We start from the raw sequence: 16,348 nt of genomic DNA, 5'->3' as shown, positions 1-16,348 counted from the left end.
GCCTAGCGAGGAGCGGAGTCGTCGACCTGGGCTGCGACCGCGGCCCGTGCCGCCAGATCCGGCGCTCCGGACGGGAGGCGGTGAGCGTCCCGGTAGCGGCGGAACCAGCTGTTCTGCCGTCGGGCGTAGCGGCGGGTGAGCGACTGCGTCGAGGCGATCGCCTCCTCCTGCGAGAGCTCGCCCGCACGCTGCCCGAGCGCCTGGGCGTAGCCGATCGCGCGGCTCGCGGTGACACCGCGCTCGATCCCGAGGGGCACCAGCCGCTCCACCTCGTCGAGCACGCCGTCGGCCCACATCCGCTCGACGCGCTCGTCGAGCCGCCGCACCAGGACGTCGCGGGGGGCCTCGAGGACCAGCAGCTCCGCCGGCCGCCAGAGCTCCGGCTCGTCCGACATCAGGGCGCTGTTCGGGGTGCCGGTGAGCTCGGTGATCTCGAGGGCGCGGACGATGCGCCGGACGTTGTGCGGACCGATCCGAGCCGCCACGACCTCGTCCACGGCGCGTAGGCGCTCGAACAGGACGGCGACGCCCTCGCGCTCCGCGGTCTCCTCGAGTGCACGGCGCACCTGCGGGTCCGTCCCCGCGAAGGAGAACTCGAAGACGACGCTCGAGACGTAGAGACCGGAGCCGCCGACCAGGATCGGCAGGGCCCCCCGCACCCGCACCTCGTCGACGACGCGGCGCGCCTCGGACTGGTACCGCGCGACCGACGCCTCCTCGGTGACGTCGAGGACGTCGAGGAGGTGGTGCGGGATCCCCCGCCGCTCGTCGGGGCGGAGCTTCGCCGTGCCGATGTCCATGCCGCGGTAGAGCTGCATGGCGTCGGCGTTGATGATCTCGGCCCCTCGACCGGCCGCGCGCACCCGCTCGGCGAGATCGAGGGCGAGCTCGGACTTGCCCGTGCCCGTGGCCCCGACGACGGCGATCAGCTCGGGTGCGCCCGCGTCAGCGCTCGCCATCGAGCGCGTCGTAGATCGGAGTCGTCAGCGCGGCCGGCCGTGCGCGGAGCGTCGGCAGACCGAGGGAGACCCGCGGCGCGCCGGTCCCGCCCGTCGACGGCGCGCCGGTCTGCGGCACGCCGCAGGACTCCGTCTGCGCACGGTCCCACGCGTCGCCCGCGCGGGTCCTGCGGATGCGCAGCGGCGCTCCGTCCGCGGAGTCGGCGATCAGGTAGAAGGGAGCGGCGCGGGTGATCCGGACCGAGGCGACGTCTCCGGGCCGCGGCTGCTCCGATCCGGCGGGCACGTCGAAGTGGACGAGCCGGCTGTCCTCGGCGCGACCGCTCAGGCGGTGCGTCTCGGCGTCACGCCGCCCCTCCCCCGTGGCGACCAGGACCTCGACCTCGCGACCGACGACGGTGCGGTTCTCCTGCTCGCTGATCGCGTCCTGCAGGGCGAGAAGGCGCTCGTAGCGCTCCTGCACCACCTGCTTGGGCAGCTGGTCCGGCATCGTCGCTGCGGGAGTCCCGGGCCTGATGGAGTACTGGAAGGTGAAGGCCGAGGCGAAGCGGGCCTCCTCGACCACGCGCAGCGTCTCGGCGAAGTCGGCCTCGGTCTCGCCGGGGAATCCGACGATGATGTCGGTGCTGATGGCGGCGTGCGGGATCCTCGCCCGCACCCGGTCGAGGATGCCGAGGAAGCGCTCGGAGCGGTAGGAGCGGCGCATCGCCTTGAGCACGCGGTCGGAGCCGGACTGCAGGGGCATGTGCAGCTGGGGCATCACCGACGGGGTCTCGGCCATCGCGTCGATGACGTCGTCGGTGAAGGCGGCGGGGTGGGGGCTCGTGAAGCGGATGCGCTCGAGCCCGTCGATCGTCCCGGCGGCGCGCAGCAGCTTCGAGAACGCCTGGCGGTCGCCGAACTCGACGCCGTAGGAGTTCACGTTCTGCCCCAGCAGCGTCACCTCGATGGCGCCGTCGTCGACGAGAGCCTGGATCTCGGCGAGGACGTCGCCCGGACGGCGGTCCTTCTCCTTGCCGCGCAGCGAGGGGACGATGCAGAACGTGCAGGTGTTGTTGCAGCCCACCGAGATGGACACCCACCCGCTGTACGTCGAGTCGCGCTTGGTCGGCAGCGTCGACGGGAAGACGTCGAGCGACTCGAGGATCTCGAGCTGCGCCTCGTCGTTGTGACGCGCGCGCTCGAGCAGGCTCGGCAGAGCACCCATGTTGTGGGTCCCGAAGACGACGTCGACCCACGGCGCCTTGTCGAGGATGACGTTCTTGTCCTTCTGCGCCAGGCAGCCGCCGACGGCGATCTGCATGCCCTCGTGCCGGCGCTTCACCGACGCGAGATGGCCGAGATTGCCGTAGAGCTTGTTGTCGGCGTTCTCGCGCACCGCGCAGGTGTTGATCACGACCACATCGGCCTCGGCACCGTCGGCCGGGACGTAGCCCGCCGCCTCGAGCGACCCGCTCAGCCGCTCGGAGTCGTGGACGTTCATCTGGCAGCCGAACGTGCGGACCTCGTAGGTCCTCGGACGGGCGCCGGCGACGGAGACCGGAGCGGGGATGAGCGTGGTCATGGTCAGGGATTCTACGCGCCGCTCGGAGCGCTCCCGGTGCGCCCTCGGGGCGGGAGCATCCCCACGCCGCTCAGCGGAAGCGGACGCTCGAGCCCGGCTTGCGGACGGTCTCGCGGACGACGCGCTGCACGAGGGCTCCGGAGTAGCCGCGACGCGCCAGGAACCCGGTCAGGCGCCGCTCCGCCACCTCGTCCGACAGGGAGCGCAGGCTCGGCAGGCGCTTGCGCGCGAGCTCGACGGCAGTGCGGTACTCGTCGTCGCCGTCGAGCTCGTCGAGCGCCGCGGCGATCGCATCGGGGTCGAGCTTGCGCCCGCGGAGCTCCTGCATGATCGAGGACCTGCCCAGCTTCTTGCGCTCGCGCAGCTGTGTGACCAGCTGCTCGGCCATCCGGTGGTCGTCGAGATAGCCGAAGCGCGCGAACCGCTCGAGGATCTCGAGTGCGTCCTTCTCGGCGACGCCCTCGGTGTAGAGGCGCGCCTCGACCTCGGCGACCGACAGGCTCTTGCGCGAGAGTCCCCGGACGATGCGGTCGGCGATCTGCTCGGGGTCGGGCTCCTCCGGCAGCTCGAGCGCCTCGTCGTCCTCGTCGGCGGCCGCCTCGAGCGGAGCGGGCTCGGACGCCGCGGGAGCGGCCGGGGAGCGGCGGGCGACGTGCGCCGACAGCTCGGCGATCCGATCCGTCGGCCCGTCGCCCGCGCCCGCAGGAGCGGAGGCGGACGCCTCCGGCTCCCGCTCGCCCTCGGTGACCCAGGGGAGGAAGGCCACGGGACGGCCCTCGGCCCTCTCCCCGTTCACGTCTCGCACCGGGCTCAGGCGCCCTTGCGGACGGGCTGCTTGGCGACGGGCTGCTTGGTCTCGATCGCGACCGGAGCGGCGTCCTTCACCGCGTTCGGATCGGCGACGACACCCAGCTTGATGAGGATTCGCTTCTCGATCTCGGCCGCGATGTCGGGGTTGTCGATGAGGAACTGACGCGCCTTCTCCTTGCCCTGCCCGAGCTGGTCGCCGTCGTAGGTGTACCAGGCTCCCGACTTGCGGACGATCTCGTGCTCGACACCGAAGTCGATGAGGCTTCCCTCGCGCGAGATGCCGATGCCGTAGAGGATGTCGAACTCCGCCTGCTTGAACGGCGGCGCCATCTTGTTCTTGACGACCTTGACGCGGGTGCGGTTGCCGACCGCGTCGGTGCCGTCCTTCAGCGTTTCGATGCGGCGGATGTCGAGGCGGACCGACGCGTAGAACTTGAGCGCCTTTCCTCCGGCGGTGGTCTCGGGGCTTCCGAAGAAGACGCCGATCTTCTCGCGGAGCTGGTTGATGAAGATCATCGTGGTGTTGGTGGTGTTCAGTCCGCCGGTGAGCTTGCGCAGCGCCTGGGACATGAGGCGCGCCTGCAGACCGACGTGCGAATCGCCCATCTCGCCCTCGATCTCGGCACGCGGCACGAGTGCGGCGACGGAGTCGATGACGATCAGATCGATGGACCCCGAGCGGACGAGCATGTCGGCGATCTCGAGGGCCTGCTCTCCGGTGTCGGGCTGGGAGACCAGCAGGGAGTCGATGTCGACGCCGAGCTTCTTGGCGTACTCGGGGTCGAGCGCGTGCTCGGCGTCGATGAACGCCGCGATGCCGCCGTTGCGCTGCGCGTTCGCGATGGCGTGCAGCGTCAGCGTCGTCTTTCCGGAGGACTCGGGGCCGTAGATCTCGACGATGCGCCCGCGCGGGAGCCCACCGATGCCGAGCGCAACGTCGAGGGCGATCGAACCCGTCTGGATCACCTCGACGGGGGCGCGCTCGTCGCTGCCGAGGCGCATGACGGCGCCCTTGCCGAACTGGCGGTCGATCTGCGCGAGTGCGGTCTCGAGGGACTTCTCGCGGTCTGAGGAACTGGGCATGGCCGTCTCGCTCTCGTGTCGGGGTGGTATCGCCTACAGGCTGTCGCGTCGTGCCGGTGGTGCCGCCGTGGTGAACACGACGCCGGCCGGCTGCGACAAGGCGGTGAAGCAGGTCCGTTGACTTGTCATCACGGTATGCCGGACCACCGACATCGGCGGCCGGCAGGAGCGCCTCCGTGGAGACGGTGGCGTTCCTGCTTCTGTGGAGGAGCCTAGACCCGATCGAACACGACTTCGATCATGGGCACCCGGCGTGTCGAACACGACTTCGGGCAGGGGGGCGCCACCGGCTCAGCGGCGACGGCTCTTCGGGTCGATCCCGTGCCACCGGCTCTCGGGCACGTCGCTCGCGCGGCACAGGGCGAGCCACACCTCCCGGGGCTCGGCGCCGTCCCGGAGCGCCCGGTCGGCGGTCCGGCCGTCGAGCTCCGTCAGCACGAGATCGGAGACGAGCACGCGGGCGTAGGACGCCCCGAACTCGTCGTCGACCAACTGCCGGAACTCGCTCAACCTCATGACTCCACGCTAACCGCAGGTGCGGCCACCCGGGAACGACGAAGGGCGCCCTGGCCGGAGCCGGGGCGCCCTTCGCGTGGAATGGAGGTGAGTGATGAAGCGGGCGGAACCGTCTACCGCGTGACGAGATCCGCGTCGAATCCGGCGACCATGTCGGCCGGGATGGTGTCGGGAATGGTGTCGATCCCCTCGATCACCGCGAGCCGGTCTCCGACCTCGCGCATGATGACGGAGATGGGGGTGTCGAGCGCATCGGCGACAGAGGCGAGGATCTCCGAGGAGGCCTCCTTCTGACCGCGCTCGACCTCGCTGAGGTAGCCCAGAGCGACACTCGCCTTGCTGGCCACCTGGCGCAGCGTGCGACCTTTCTGCAGGCGGAAGTCCCTGAGGACATCGCCGATCTCCTGACGAACTAGAACCATTGGACCCTCCTTCTCCACGTCAACCGCTTCTTCGTCCACGGTCTCGTCGAGTGATGCCGGAGCACGGATTCGAAGGGGGTGTGTACGAAGGAACCGGATAGCTGTTCACTACCCGGCTCGTGTGAGTCGACTCTAATACCGGATGACTGGACTTTGCGTGTGAGCGACGTCAGATGTAACCGGGGCGAAACCCAGGGCATTCCACGATTCCGGAGCGATTCCGGAACACTCAGTCGGACTCGTCCGACGAGCGCGAGACGGTCTCGGCGGCGAGGCTCAGGGCCGCCTCGACGCTCGCCGCTCGGATCGCCGCGCGGTCGCCCTCGAAGCGGTGCTCGCGCACCGTCTCGAGACCGCCGAGCACCACGGCGACGAAGACCGTGCCCACCGCGCGGCCTCCCTGCGGGTCCGGCCCCGCGACTCCGGTGGTCGCGACGCCGACGGTTCGGGCGCCGGCGGCTCCGAGCAGCTCGGCCGCCCCCCGGGCCATCTGGAGCGCGACCTCGGGGTGCACCGGGCCCTCCGCCTCGAGGAGCGACTCGTCGACGCCGAGAAGCCGGTGCTTGAGGTCGGTGGCGTAGCTCACCACGGCCCCGCGGTGCACCGCCGAGGCGCCGGGCACCTCCACGATCGCGGAGCTCAGGGCTCCGCCGGTGAGCGACTCCGCCACGGCGAGTCCGAGTCCGCGGGCCTCCAGCGCGCGGACGAGCGGCCCGGCGATCACGCCCGGTGCGCCGCGCGGCTCTGACGGGCGGCGTCGGCGAGGTAGTCGATGCCCGTCGCGACGGTGAGGACGACGGCGACGGTCATGGTCGCGCCGTTCAGCCAGTGCACCCACTCGCCGAGCACGTTCCAGAGCGGCAGCAGCGCGAGCGAGAGGGCCACGGACTGCGCGATCGTCTTCAGCTTGCCCCCGCGCGAGGCGGGGATCACGCGATCGGACAGCACGGCCATCCGGAACACCGTGATGCCGATCTCGCGCACGAGGACGAGGATCGTCACCCACCACGGCAGCTCGAGGAGGATCGAGAGGCCGATGAGGGCGGCACCGGTCAGCACCTTGTCGGCGATCGGGTCGAGCAGCTTGCCGAGGTCCGTGACCAGGCCGCGGCTGCGGGCGATGTGCCCGTCGATGCCGTCGGTCGCGATGGCGACGATGAAGAGCAGGGCGGCTGCGATCCGGAGGCCGCCGTCGTCTCCCCCGTCGGCGAGCAGCATCCAGAAGAACACCGGCGCGAGCAGGATCCGCACCACGGTGATGGCGTTCGGCAGGTTCCAGTTGCTCACCGGGGAGGCCTGGTCGTGAGTGGGGGTGCTCATCGTGCTCCTGCGTTCGTCGTGGTCGTCCTGTGCGGCGCGCGGATCATCGCTCAGTCGCGTCCCGTGAGGTGCCAGGCGTCGTCGTCCGAGCTCTCGTCGTGGTCGTGGTAGTCGACGGCGGCGGGACCGGTCGGCTCGGCCAGCGGGTCGTCATAGGGGTCCGGAGCGACCGCGGAGGGGGCGACGGGAGCCTCGCCCGGCTCCTCTCCGCGCATGCGGGCCAGCACGCCGGGAAGCTGCTCGGCGGTCACCAGGACGTCGCGGGCCTTGGACCCCTCGGAGGGACCGACGACCTCGCGCGACTCGAGGAGGTCCATCAGGCGTCCCGCCTTCGCGAACCCGACGCGGAGCTTGCGCTGGAGCATGGACGTCGAGCCGAACTGCGTGCTGACCACGAGCTCCGCCGCGGCGACGAGCAGCTCGAGGTCGTCCCCGATGTCGGAGTCGACCTCCTTGCGCTGCGCCTGGACGGTGATGTCCTGGCGGTACTCGGGCTGCGCCTGCCGGGTGACGTGCTCGACGACCTTCGCGATCTCGTCCTCGCGGACCCACGCGCCCTGCACGCGCATCGGCTTGTTCGTGCCCATCGGCAGGAAGAGGCCGTCGCCCTGCCCGATCAGCTTGTCGGCGCCCGGCTGGTCGAGGATCACCCGGGAGTCCGTGACGCTCGTGACCGCGAACGCGAGACGGCTCGGCACGTTGGCCTTGATCAGGCCGGTCACGACGTCGACGCTCGGGCGCTGGGTCGCGAGCACCAGGTGGATGCCGGAGGCGCGCGCGAGCTGGGTGATGCGGACGATCGAGTCCTCGACGTCGCGCGGGGCGACCATCATCAGGTCGGCCAGCTCGTCGACGACGACCAGCAGGTACGGGTACGGCTTCAGCACCCGGTTGCTGCCCGGCGGCAGGACGATCTCGCCGCCGCGGACGGCGGCGTTGAAGTCGTCGATGTGGCGGTAGCCGAACGACGCGAGGTCGTCGTATCGCATGTCCATCTCCTTCACGACCCACTGCAGCGCTTCGGCCGCCTTCTTGGGGTTCGTGATGATGGGCGTGATGAGGTGCGGGACGCCTCCGTAGATCGTCAGCTCGACGCGCTTGGGGTCGATGAGGACCATGCGGACGTCCTGAGGCCGCGCGCGCATGAGCAGGCTCGTGATCATGGAGTTCACGAAGCTGGACTTGCCGGAGCCGGTGGAGCCCGCGACCAGGAGGTGCGGCATCTTGGCGAGGTTCGCCACGACGTAGCCGCCCTCGACGTCCTTGCCGACGCCGATCGTCATCGGGTGGGTCGACGTCGTGGAGGCCGAGGAGCGCAGGACGTCGCCCAGTGACACGATCTCGCGGTCGGTGTTCGGGATCTCGACACCGATGGCGCTCTTGCCGGGGATCGGCGAGAGGATCCGCACCTCGTTGCTGGCGACGGCGTAGGAGAGGTTCTTGCTCAGCGCGGTGACGCGCTCGACCTTCACGCCCGGACCGAGCTCGATCTCGTAGCGCGTGACCGTGGGGCCCCGGGAGAATCCGGTGACAGTGGCGTCGACGTTGAACTGCTGCAGCACCTCGGTGATGGCGCGGACCATCTCGTCGTTCGCGGCGGAGCGGGCCTTGGACGGCGTGCCGGTGGAGAGCGCGGCGGCCGACGGGAGCCGGTAGGGGGTGTCGTCCTCGAACGAGGAGTCGAAGCCGGCGGTCGGGTCGTCTGCGGGCACGGGGGCGATGGGACCGGTCTCGATGACCGGCGGCACCGGGACGGCGGGCGCGACGTCGAGGTCGTCCAACCGGATGACCCCGGTCGCGTCGTCGTCGACGACTCCGACGGGAGTGGTGGCTGCACCGGAGCGCTCGAAGCGCGCGAGGGCCGCCTCGGCGTCCTCGACGTCCGAGAGCACCTGGGTCTCGTAGGAGCGCGTCGGCGGGTCGGACGGCTCGTCGTGCTCCTCGAGGGCGGTGTCGAAGCCCTTCGTGCGGGAGCGGCCGCGGCGGCCCTTCGGCTCGTCGTCGACCTCGGCGAGGGAGTCGATCGGGAGCTCGGCCTGCACCATCGGCTCGTCCTCGCGCCCGGACTCGGTCCGGCGCCACCAGGGCAGCTCGCCGCCGTCCTCCTGGTCGTCGGACGACTCCGCCTCGGCCTTGGCGGCCGCCTTCGCGGCGGCCTTCTCGGCCTTCAGACGGGCCCGCTCCTCGTCGTCGACGACCGGAGCGCCGAAGAGGTAGGAGTAGAGGTCGCGGAACCGCGAGCCGAGCCTGTTCGGCGGCGTCTTGGTGATGATGAAGAGCGAGAGCAGGATGACCGCGGAGAGCACCACCGTCGCGCCGAGCACCGTCGCGATCGCGACCAGGGGGGCGCCGACCAGCCAGCCGAGCACGCCACCGGCCGCGGCCATGCGGAGGATGCCGTCGCCCGGGTAGGGCGTGCCGAGGTGGGCGTGGCAGATGCCGGCGGAGGCGATCAGCAGGAACGACAGGCCCACGCCGATCCGGCCGTTGTCGTCGACGGAGCTCGGGTGCCGGAACAGCCACAGCGCGAAGAGCACGAGGACCACCGGGAGCACGTAGGCGACCCGTCCGAAGAGGGCGCCGAAGCTCCACGCGTCGAGCACCTGCGCGACGGGATCGCCCGCGAGGAACCACTCGACCACGGCTCCGACGACTCCCAGCAGGACCAGGAGGAACGGCACGCCGTCGCGGCGCTCCTCCTTCGCGAGGCGCTCGGGGCCGAGGGCGCGCGCGGCGCCGCCCACGACGTGCGCGAGCGTCATCCACAGGCGGACGAGGACGTTGGTGCGCGGACCGGAGTCGAAGGCGACGGTGGCCTTCGTCTCGGCCGCTCCCCGCCCCGAGCCCCGGCCGGAACGCGGCGCGCCGGAGCGCGCGGGCGAGCTCCCCCGCCCGCGGGAGGTCGTCTTGGTACTCGTGGCCATGCTGCCACCGTACCTGCAGGCCCCGTCATCGCCGGGGACCCGCGCCGAGGCGGCCCGCTCAGCACAGGGTGGCGACCATGGTCTCGGCGTCGCCCCGGTCGGCGACGGCGGTGAAGCCCTCGCTGCGGTACAGACGGCGGGCGAAGTTGTCGGTCGCGACGCTCAGGGACATCCGGGCGTAGCCGGCCGATCGCGCCTGCTCGAGCGCCGCCTTCAGCAGCGCTCGTCCCACTCCCTGCGCCCGCCAGACGGGTCGGACGCCGAGCGTGAGCTCGGGGACGCCCGGCGCGACGAAGCCGCGCCCCGGGACGGCGGTCGTGAACAGGCGCGACCAGCAGGCGCCGATCCGCTCGCCCTCGCCGGTCTCGGCGATGGAGCCCAGGTCTCCCGGGCGGGGCCAGCCCGCGACGTACCGGCGGGTCGACTCCTCCTCGAGGACGTCGATGCGGGTCCTGGCGGTCGTCCAGTTCCAGTTGGCGGCCTCGACGAGCATGTCGGCGAGGAACGGCGCGTCCTCGCTCCGGGCGGTGCGGATCCTGTACTCCACGTGCGGCCTCCTGGCTGCTCGGTCGGTGGTTCCCCCGGCGGGCGGTGCGCCCTCTCCCCGGATGCGGCGGGCTCGGGAGCGGCGCTCCCCCGCCCTCCGGGTCAGGCCTCGATGACCAGCGGCACGATCATCGGGCGGCGGCGGTAGCTCGAGTTCACCCAGCGGCCGACGACGCGGCGGATGGTCTGGGACAGAGCGTGCTGATCGCTCACTCCGCTCTGCACCGCCTCCTCCAGCGCCTTCGCGATGCGCGGCTTCACCTCGTCGAAGACGCGGTCGTCCTCGGCGAAGCCCTTGGCGTGGATCTCGGGGCCCACGACGATGCGTCCGGTCCCCGCCTCCACGACGACGATGATCGAGATGAAGCCCTCCTCGCTGAGGATGCGGCGGTCCTTGAGATCGGCGTCCGTGATCTCGCCGACGGTCGAGCCGTCGACGTAGACGAAGCCGAGATCGAGCTGCCCGACCCGGGTGACCGTGCCGTCGAGGAGGTCGAGGACCGTGCCGTCCTCGGCGATGATCGTGTTCTCCTCCGCGATGCCCGTGTCGCGCGCCAGCTTCGCGTTCGCGACGAGGTGGCGGTACTCGCCGTGCACCGGCAGGACGTTGAGCGGCTTGAGGATGTTGTAGCAGTAGATCAGCTCGCCCGCCGCCGCGTGACCCGAGACGTGCACCTTGGCGTTGCCCTTGTGCACCACGGTCGCGCCGAGCCTGGTCAGGCCGTTGATCACGCGGTAGACGGCGTTCTCGTTGCCGGGGATGAGGCTCGACGCGAGGATGACGGTGTCGCCCTCCCCCGGCTCGATCTGGTGGTCGAGGTTGGCCATGCGGCTGAGGACCGCCATCGGCTCGCCCTGGGAGCCGGTCGACATGTAGACGATCCGGTCCTCGGGGATGTCCCCCGCCTTCTTGAAGTCGATCAGCACGCCCTGCGGCACCCGGAGGTAGCCGAGGTCGGCGGCGATGCCCATGTTGCGGACCATCGAGCGGCCCAGCAGAGCGACGCGGCGCCCGTTCGCGTGCGCGGCGTCGAGGACCTGCTGCACGCGGTGGACGTGGCTCGAGAAGCTCGCGACGATGACGCGGCGCGACGCCTTGGCCATCACGCTCTCGATGACCGGGCCGATGTCGCGCTCGTTCGGCGTGAATCCGGGGACGTCGGCGTTCGTCGAGTCGACCATGAAGAGGTCGATGCCCTCCTCGCCCAGGCGGGCGAAGGCGCGGAGGTCGGTGATCCGGCCGTCCAGGGGCAGCTGGTCCATCTTGAAGTCGCCGGTGTGCAGCACCGAGCCCGCGTCCGTGATGATCGCCACGGCGAGCGCATCCGGGATGGAGTGGTTGACGGCGACGAACTCGAGCTCGAAGGGCCCGAGGTTCTCGATGTCGCCCTCCTTCACCGCCAGCGTGTACGGCTTGATCCGGTGCTCCTTGAGCTTCGCCTCGACGAGCGCGAGGGTGAGCGTCGAGCCGATGAGCGGGATGTCGCGCTTGAGCTTCAGGAGGTAGGGGACGGCGCCGATGTGGTCCTCGTGGCCGTGGGTGAGGACGACTCCCACGATGTCGTCGAGGCGGTCCTTGATCGGGGAGAAGTCGGGGAGGATCAGGTCGACGCCCGGCTGGTTCTCCTCGGGGAAGAGCACGCCGCAGTCCACGACCAGGATCTTGCCGTCGATCTCGAAGATCGTCATGTTGCGGCCGATCTCGCCGAGACCGCCCAGCGGGATGATGCGCAGCGTGCCGGCCGCGAGCGCCGGCGGGGTGATCACGGGACTGGGCATGCGCCCTCCTCTTCGTTCGGTTCTCGGTGGAGGTGCCGCTCGAGCGGCGTCAGCGTGTGGTTCCGGCGACCTTGGGGAGGGCGCCGCCGGCGGCGGCGTTGCGGTCGGGGCGGAAGTTGCGGAAGTCGACGCCGGGGATGTCGCGCACGAGGCCGAGCTCGTCCTCGATGAGCGCCGCCTCCGACTCCTCCGGGCCGACCAGGGGCAGGCGCACGCGCGGAGAGGAGATGCGGCCGAGGCCGTGCAGGATGTACTTCGCCGCGACGGTGCCGGGGACGTGCGTCATCACGGCGCGCACGAGCGGCTCGAGCTGCTGGTGCGCGAGGGTCGCGGCCCGCAGGTCGCCCGCGTTCACCGCGTCGACGATGGTGCGGTACGGCGAGGACGCGATGTTGGCGGTGACGCCGATGAGCCCCGTCGCTCCGATCGCGAGCTCGGGCAGCACGTTCGCGTCGTCGCCGCAGAAGTACATCAGGTCGGTCTGGTTGAGGACGCGGCTCACCTCGGACAGGTCGCCCTTGGCGTCCTTCACGGCCAGGATGTTGGGGTGCTTGGCCGCGCGCAGGATCGTCTCGTAGCGGATGGGGACGCCGGTGCGCCCCGGGATGTCGTAGAGGATGACGGGCAGGTCCGTCGCGTCGGCGATCATCCGGAAGTGCGTGAGGATGCCGGCCTGCGTGGGCTTGTTGTAGTACGGCGTCACGATCATGTTGCCGTCGGCGCCGGCCTTCTCGCTCTGGCGGGCGAGCTGCATCGCGTGGGCGGTCTCGTTCGAGCCGCCGCCCGTGATGATCTTCGCGCGGCCCGCGGCGACCGACTTGCCCACCTCGACGAGGCGGATCTTCTCGGGGTCGGTGAGCGTACTGGTCTCGCCCGTGGTGCCGGTCACGACGATGCCGTCGGCGCCCGCGCGGATGCAGTCGTCGATGTGCTTCTCGACACCGGGCCAGTCGACCTCGCCGTCGGCGGTGAACGGGGTGACCAGGGCGACCAGGACCTGGCCGAAAGGATTCTCCGGAGTTGACACGAGGCCAGGGTAGCGGGTCGGGCGCGGGAGGCCGGGGGCGGGATCGGAGGTCGGCTCCTCGTCGCTCGGATGGTGGACCCGTTCGATCTGCAGGCCCTCGATCGATCTGCAGGCGATCTGCCGAGGAAGGCGCATTCCTCCGCCTGGGACCCGTGCCACCGGCCGGGATCCCCTGCAGATGGCGCACCAGCTGCCGGCACCGGCGGGCAGCGAGGAGTGGTCTCAACTGCGCCAGTGGTCGCCGCGAGAGAGCGCCGCGACGATGTCCGCCTCCGCGAGGTCCCAGCCGTCGTCGATCAACGACGCCCGGAAGTGGTGGATCCGGTAGCCGAGGGAGCCGAGGTCGGCATCGCGGCGGTTGTCGCTGTCCGGGTCGTGGAACGCCGCTCCGTCGGCCTCGAGCACGAGGACCTCGCCGATCAGGAAGTCGACGCGGCGACCGCCGATGCGGACCTGCTGGCGGAACGGGACGCCGAGCCGACGGAGCCGGAACGCGACCTGCGACTCCAGGCCGCTCTCCGAGCGCGCACCTGCCCACCGCAGGAGCGCTCGGAGCGGCGAGGACAGACGTGCGAGGATCCTCGCCTTGCCGGGCGCGCCCAGGAGTCGCAGGTGGAGCGCGGATTCGAGCAGCACGAACGCGGATTCCGCGCCGACGCAGGAGGCGGCGGTGACGATGCAGTCCTCGAGCGCCTGGACGAGGGTGCACGGCGGTGGGGCGGTTGCCGACCAGTGGACGACGACTCCGGGGTCGCCGAGCAGCCGTCTCGCGTGCTGGTCGCGATCGCGCAGCCGAGACGCGTGCTGGTCGCGATCGCGCAGCCGAGACGCGTGCTCGGGAACGGCCACGTGGAGCCCGCGGAACCTCGGAACCCAGAGCCCGTGCGAGACGGCGGCATCGGCGCACGCGAGGACGCCGCCGACGCGGAAGGCCTGCTCGATCCGCGCATCGAGGCCGGGAAGGCTGTACCAGCCCTTCCGGATGCGGACGAGGGAGCCGGCCACGACAGCGTCGCGCAGCTGACGCTGAGTGGTTCCCTCGCGCAGGAACTGCTCCGTCTTCACCACACCCCCGGCGCGGAGGACGGACGAGGAGGAGGAGCGCACGGAGGCAGTCTCGACGCCCGTGCCGCGGGGGCGGACGCGAGGCCCGCGCTCTGTGGAGAGGGTGCAGTGGTGCCGCGCGGTGGAGGAACCTGTGAGGCCGCTCTGCTGCGCGATCTGCAGGGGATCCCGGCCGTGCACGGCGTGAGGATGCGGAGGAAAGCGGATTCCTCTGCCCAGCACCTGCAGATCGGACGGGATCCTGCAGATCGGACGGGTGGCTGCAGGCAGACGGGTGGCTGCAGGCAGACGGGTGGCTGCAGGCAGACGGGGGCCTGCAGATCGGGCGTCGGCTAGGGGGCGACGCGTCCGTTGGTGTTGAAGGCGGCGTAGGTGAGGGGCATGAGCTCCTCGAAGCGCTGCTCCATCTGCTCGGCGGCCATCTCGATCTCGCGCTGCGGGAACGAGGGGAACGTCGAGTCCTCGCGCTTGGTGCGCAGCGACAGGAAGTTCATCAGGGAGCGCGCGTTCAGCGTCACGTACATGGACGAGTAGATGTTGAGCGGGAGGACGATGCGGGCGACCTCGCGGGCCACTCCCTCGCCGAGCATCCGCTGGTAGGCCTCGAAGGCCTGGGTGCTGGCGCGGCGGGTCTCGGCGACGACGAGCTCGGTCTGCTCCGGCGTGCCGGGCTCGAAGGAGTAGGCGCCGGGCTTGCCGACCTGCACGAGGTTGCGCTGGGGGCCGGGCACGTAGAAGACGGGGCGCAGCTCGCGGTAGCGGCCCGACTCCTCGTTGTAGGAGGCGATGCGGTGCCGCATGAACTCGCGGAACACGAAGATCGGCGCCTGCACGTAGAAGGTCATCGAGTTGTGCTCGAACGGCGAGCCGTGGCGGTCGCGCATCAGGTAGTTGATGAGGCCGCGGTCGCGCTTGCGCTGGATCTCGGCGTCGGCCTCCTCGGCGTCGAGGGCGCCGGCGAGGGTCTGCTCGCCCTGCGTCGAGACGCGGGCCGCGAAGAGGACGTCGGAGTCGTGGGCGCTGGAGCGCACCAGCTCGACGACGATGTCGGATCGGAACTCGATCGAGGGCTTTGCGTCGTCGGGGGCGTCGGAGGGCTGCGCGGTCGTCTGCTCGGTCACCGCCTCACGATAGAACACCGTCGCTCCCGGCGCTGGGCCATCGCGTCCCGACGCATGCCGCAATGAACGGGCAACGCCCGAGGATCGCGCCTAGCCTTCCCCCGTGGACCCCCTCCTGATCGCCGCACTGCTGGCCGGGCTCGTCGCTCTCGCGGCAGTGCTCGGCCTGGCCCACCGGCGCGCGAGCGGGCGCGTCCGCGCCCGGCCCGTTTCCTCCGTTGAGCGGATCGATCCCGCCTCGCTCGTGTCGGGAGCGGCTCTCGGCGCCGCGGCGACGGTCGTCCAGTTCTCGACCGAGTACTGCTCCCGCTGCCCGGGCGTGCACCGGATGCTCGACGCCCTCGCCAGGGAGCGGGACGGCGTCGTGCACCTCGACGTCGACCTCACCCACCGCGCGGACCTCGCCGACCGCTTCCGCGTCCTGCAGACCCCGACCCTGCTCGTCCTCGACGCCGACGGAGTGGCGCGCAGCCGCCTCAGCGGAGCCCCCGCCCGCTCCGTCGTGCTCGACGAGCTCGACCGACTCCTGGAGAGAATCCCGTGACCGCTCCCGCTCCCGCCGGCCGCGTCGATCCGCGCGGTCCGCGCTTCGCCGCCTCCGTGACCGCGCTCCTCCTGCTCCTCGCGGTCGGCCTGGCGCTGGCCGCTCCAGCACGCTCCGACGTGGCGGCGCGGCTCGTGCAGCCGGGCTTCCTCCTGCTCACGGCGCTCGCCGCGCTCTTCGCGTGGTCGGCGGTGCGCGGCGTCGACTCCGGTCCGTGGGCGGTCGTGTTCCGCCGGCGGGTCCGCCCGCGTCTCGCGCCACCCCGGGAGTGGGAGGACGCGCGTCCGCTCCGCTTCGCGCAAGTGGTCGGACTCGTCGTGACGGGCGCGGGTGTGCTCCTCCATCTCGCGGGCGTGCCGTACGCCGTCGCGGTGGCGGGCTCGCTCGCGTTCCTCGCCGCCGTCCTCAATGCGGTGTTCGGCGTCTGCCTGGGCTGCGAGCTCTACCTGCTGCTGGCGCGCGCGGGGCTGCTCGGGCGCTCGGCGGGCTCCCGGGCGTGAGGCTCTAGGCTGGGATCCGCCTCGCGGGCCGCCCGCAGCAGGCCTCGGGAGGCACTCATGAGCGACTCATCCGCACGGCACACCGGCGAATCCGACGGCGCAGCCGCGACCGGCGGCCCGTCCCGCCGTTCCACCCGGGCGAGCGCTCCCCGGCCCGCGGTCCTGCCG

At 71.3% G+C, this 16,348-nt stretch carries 16 protein-coding genes; 2 read left to right on the top strand and 14 right to left on the bottom strand.

All coding sequences use genetic code 11. The features are described 5' to 3' along the window. Nucleotides 1–2: 2 nt before the first annotated feature. The 14 genes from miaA to thyX form a co-directional block, all read right to left on the bottom strand. On the bottom strand, nt 3–959 hold the full coding sequence (gene miaA, locus NB037_RS05865; RefSeq protein ID WP_251944358.1) for a tRNA (adenosine(37)-N6)-dimethylallyltransferase MiaA: 957 nt from the start codon (nt 957–959) through the stop codon (nt 3–5). Then, complete coding sequence (miaB, locus tag NB037_RS05860) at nt 946–2,523, bottom strand: tRNA (N6-isopentenyl adenosine(37)-C2)-methylthiotransferase MiaB (protein WP_251944357.1); 1,578 nt, start codon at nt 2,521–2,523, stop codon at nt 946–948. Before miaB ends, miaA begins: the two co-directional genes overlap by 14 nt. A 70-nt stretch (nt 2,524–2,593) precedes the next feature. Next, complete coding sequence (locus NB037_RS19830) at nt 2,594–3,289, bottom strand: regulatory protein RecX (protein WP_251944356.1); 696 nt, start codon at nt 3,287–3,289, stop codon at nt 2,594–2,596. Between the two features lie 44 nt (nt 3,290–3,333). Beyond that, the gene (gene recA / locus NB037_RS05850; protein ID WP_055793336.1) at nt 3,334–4,416 is read right to left on the bottom strand and encodes a recombinase RecA; all 1,083 of its coding nucleotides are present in this window, start codon (nt 4,414–4,416) and stop codon (nt 3,334–3,336) included. A gap of 291 nt (nt 4,417–4,707) precedes the next feature. Further along, nucleotides 4,708–4,932: a DUF3046 domain-containing protein gene (locus NB037_RS05845; RefSeq protein WP_207405818.1), complete on the bottom strand. Its 225-nt coding sequence runs from the start codon at nt 4,930–4,932 to the stop codon at nt 4,708–4,710. Between the two features lie 113 nt (nt 4,933–5,045). Beyond that, nucleotides 5,046–5,354 (bottom strand): helix-turn-helix domain-containing protein, encoded by a 309-nt coding sequence (locus NB037_RS05840; RefSeq protein WP_055793878.1) that lies wholly within the window; start codon nt 5,352–5,354, stop codon nt 5,046–5,048. 229 nt (nt 5,355–5,583) lie between these two features. Next, nucleotides 5,584–6,078: a CinA family protein gene (locus tag NB037_RS05835; RefSeq protein ID WP_251944355.1), complete on the bottom strand. Its 495-nt coding sequence runs from the start codon at nt 6,076–6,078 to the stop codon at nt 5,584–5,586. Next, nucleotides 6,075–6,674, bottom strand: coding sequence for a CDP-diacylglycerol--glycerol-3-phosphate 3-phosphatidyltransferase (gene pgsA, locus NB037_RS05830; RefSeq protein ID WP_251944354.1), 600 nt, complete (start codon nt 6,672–6,674; stop codon nt 6,075–6,077). Before pgsA ends, NB037_RS05835 begins: the two co-directional genes overlap by 4 nt. 50 nt (nt 6,675–6,724) lie before the next feature. Next, complete coding sequence (locus tag NB037_RS05825; RefSeq protein ID WP_251944353.1) at nt 6,725–9,598, bottom strand: FtsK/SpoIIIE family DNA translocase; 2,874 nt, start codon at nt 9,596–9,598, stop codon at nt 6,725–6,727. A gap of 58 nt (nt 9,599–9,656) precedes the next feature. Next, nucleotides 9,657–10,145 carry a GNAT family N-acetyltransferase gene (locus NB037_RS05820; RefSeq protein ID WP_308202054.1) on the bottom strand — a complete coding sequence of 163 codons (489 nt, stop codon included), beginning with the start codon at nt 10,143–10,145 and terminating at the stop codon, nt 9,657–9,659. Nucleotides 10,146–10,246: 101 nt separating this feature from the next. Further along, nucleotides 10,247–11,923 (bottom strand): ribonuclease J, encoded by a 1,677-nt coding sequence (locus NB037_RS05815; protein WP_251944352.1) that lies wholly within the window; start codon nt 11,921–11,923, stop codon nt 10,247–10,249. Between the two features lie 49 nt (nt 11,924–11,972). Further along, entirely contained in the window at nt 11,973–12,950 is a 978-nt protein-coding gene (gene dapA / locus NB037_RS05810; RefSeq protein WP_207405810.1) for a 4-hydroxy-tetrahydrodipicolinate synthase, read from the bottom strand. 222 nt (nt 12,951–13,172) lie between these two features. After that, nucleotides 13,173–14,057 carry a DUF559 domain-containing protein gene (locus NB037_RS05805; protein WP_251944351.1) on the bottom strand — a complete coding sequence of 295 codons (885 nt, stop codon included), beginning with the start codon at nt 14,055–14,057 and terminating at the stop codon, nt 13,173–13,175. A 290-nt stretch (nt 14,058–14,347) separates the two neighbouring features. Next, nucleotides 14,348–15,136 carry an FAD-dependent thymidylate synthase gene (gene thyX, locus NB037_RS05800; protein ID WP_251944350.1) on the bottom strand — a complete coding sequence of 263 codons (789 nt, stop codon included), beginning with the start codon at nt 15,134–15,136 and terminating at the stop codon, nt 14,348–14,350. A gap of 103 nt (nt 15,137–15,239) precedes the next feature. Between thyX and NB037_RS05795 the strand changes: the two genes are divergently transcribed. Continuing rightward, a complete protein-coding gene (locus tag NB037_RS05795) occupies nt 15,240–15,680 on the top strand; it encodes a thioredoxin family protein (protein ID WP_251944349.1) in 441 nt (146 codons plus the stop codon). Beyond that, nucleotides 15,677–16,180: a DUF4395 domain-containing protein gene (locus NB037_RS05790; RefSeq protein ID WP_251944348.1), complete on the top strand. Its 504-nt coding sequence runs from the start codon at nt 15,677–15,679 to the stop codon at nt 16,178–16,180. Before NB037_RS05795 ends, NB037_RS05790 begins: the two co-directional genes overlap by 4 nt. Nucleotides 16,181–16,348: the final 168 nt, after the last annotated feature.

This window comes from Rathayibacter rubneri, assembly GCF_023743255.1.
Taxonomy (GTDB): domain Bacteria; phylum Actinomycetota; class Actinomycetes; order Actinomycetales; family Microbacteriaceae; genus Rathayibacter; species Rathayibacter rubneri.
The sequence above is the reverse complement of the archived record's forward strand: the minus strand, read 5'-3'. Positions and strand labels throughout refer to the sequence as shown.

What these genes read in the sequence shown, in the direction of transcription:
- NB037_RS05845 (WP_207405818.1), bottom strand. Translation starts at nt 4,932, where the DNA reads ATGAGGTTGAGCGAGTTCCGGCAGTTGGTCGACGACGAGTTCGGGGCG.
- miaB (WP_251944357.1), bottom strand. Translation starts at nt 2,523, where the DNA reads ATGACCACGCTCATCCCCGCTCCGGTCTCCGTCGCCGGCGCCCGTCCG.
- miaA (WP_251944358.1), bottom strand. Translation starts at nt 959, where the DNA reads ATGGCGAGCGCTGACGCGGGCGCACCCGAGCTGATCGCCGTCGTCGGG.
- recA (WP_055793336.1), bottom strand. Translation starts at nt 4,416, where the DNA reads ATGCCCAGTTCCTCAGACCGCGAGAAGTCCCTCGAGACCGCACTCGCG.
- NB037_RS05815 (WP_251944352.1), bottom strand. Translation starts at nt 11,923, where the DNA reads ATGCCCAGTCCCGTGATCACCCCGCCGGCGCTCGCGGCCGGCACGCTG.
- pgsA (WP_251944354.1), bottom strand. Translation starts at nt 6,674, where the DNA reads ATGAGCACCCCCACTCACGACCAGGCCTCCCCGGTGAGCAACTGGAAC.
- NB037_RS05840 (WP_055793878.1), bottom strand. Translation starts at nt 5,354, where the DNA reads ATGGTTCTAGTTCGTCAGGAGATCGGCGATGTCCTCAGGGACTTCCGC.
- NB037_RS05825 (WP_251944353.1), bottom strand. Translation starts at nt 9,598, where the DNA reads ATGGCCACGAGTACCAAGACGACCTCCCGCGGGCGGGGGAGCTCGCCC.